The sequence below is a fragment of the Microvirga sp. P4_G7 genome (assembly GCF_056401005.1).
The window spans coordinates 1-1,270 of sequence record NZ_JBFUKD010000883.1 but is presented as its reverse complement, the minus strand read 5'-3'; the positions used below and the strand labels follow the sequence as shown (position 1 = coordinate 1,270).

Below are 1,270 nucleotides of genomic sequence, written 5' to 3'. Positions count from 1 at the left end.
AGTTTGTTCTGCACAAGGGGGCCAGTTGGTCGGACGCGCAGCGTCTCGCCGTCGATGCGTTGGCCAGCGTTCGCGTTCCGGCCCCGGAACGGCGGGTGAAAGATTACCCGCATCAATTGTCGGGCGGCATGCGACAGCGCGTCATGATTGCGATTGCACTCGCTTGCGGACCCGACCTGCTTCTCGCCGACGAACCGACGACCGCGCTCGATGTGACGGTGCAGGCCGAGATCCTCGAACTCATCCGCGACCTTTGCGCGGCAAAGGGCACAGCCGTCCTGATGATCAGCCACGATCTCGGACTGATTGCCAATATGTGCCGGCAGGTCGGCGTCATGTATGCCGGGCGCATCGTGGAGCAACGGGTGGCCGAGGAAGTCTTTCGCGATCCGCGCCACCCATACACAAGCGGCCTCGTGGCCTCCTTGCCGCTCCTCGGCGCCAGGTCGCGACATGGGCGCAAGCGCTTGCAGGAAATCACCGGGACAGTGCCGCCGGTGGCGCAATTTCCCAAAGGATGTCGATTCAATCCTCGCTGTCACGCAGCCACGGAGATCTGCGTGAACGTCGATCCTGGCGAAGACCGCCTCGGCGATGGCGGGCGAGTGCGGTGTCATCATCATGAGTGAATCGATGAGCGACACCATTCTTAAAGTCGACGATCTTGCGGTGCATTTTCCTGTCGGTGGCGGTCTCAGCGGGAAGCGACGGCTGCTCCATGCGGTCGATGGCCTCGACCTGGAACTGAAGCGCGGCGAGTGYCTCGGTCTCGTCGGTGAATCCGGCTGCGGAAAATCCACCTTTGCGCTGTCGATCCTGGGACTGCAGGCGCCGACGCGCGGACGCATCGTGCTTGATGGGCACGACGTCAACGGGACCGGGATGGATCGGAAGGGCAGGGCACGCATCGTGCAGATGGTGTTCCAAGATCCGTATTCGTCACTCAATCCGCGGCAGACGGTGCGCAAGACGCTGGAAGATCCGTTGCGCCTTCATGGCGTCAAGGCGCGCAGCGAAGTCGATGCCCGGATCGCGGACATCTTGGCGAAGGTCGGCCTGCGCCCGGAACACGCGACGCGACTTCCGCACGAATTCTCAGGCGGACAGCGCCAGCGCATCGGAATCGCCCGCGCGCTCATCCTCGAACCGAAGGTCATCATTCTCGATGAGCCGGTTTCGGCGCTCGACGTCTCGATCCGCGCGCAGATCATCAACCTGCTGCTCGAACTCAAGGATACGCTGGGGCTCTCCTACATCATGATCAGTCACG

At 62.7% G+C, this 1,270-nt stretch carries 2 protein-coding genes; both read left to right on the top strand.

The annotated features are described in order from the left end of the window. Positions 1-629, top strand: a 629-nt coding sequence (locus AC1DT3_RS21625) for an ABC transporter ATP-binding protein (protein WP_477467237.1), incomplete at its 5' end; no start/stop codon positions are given. Beyond that, a partial coding sequence (locus AC1DT3_RS21620) for an ATP-binding cassette domain-containing protein (RefSeq protein ID WP_477467236.1) occupies positions 622-1,270 on the top strand: 649 nt, incomplete at its 3' end. The genes AC1DT3_RS21625 and AC1DT3_RS21620, both read left to right, overlap by 8 nt.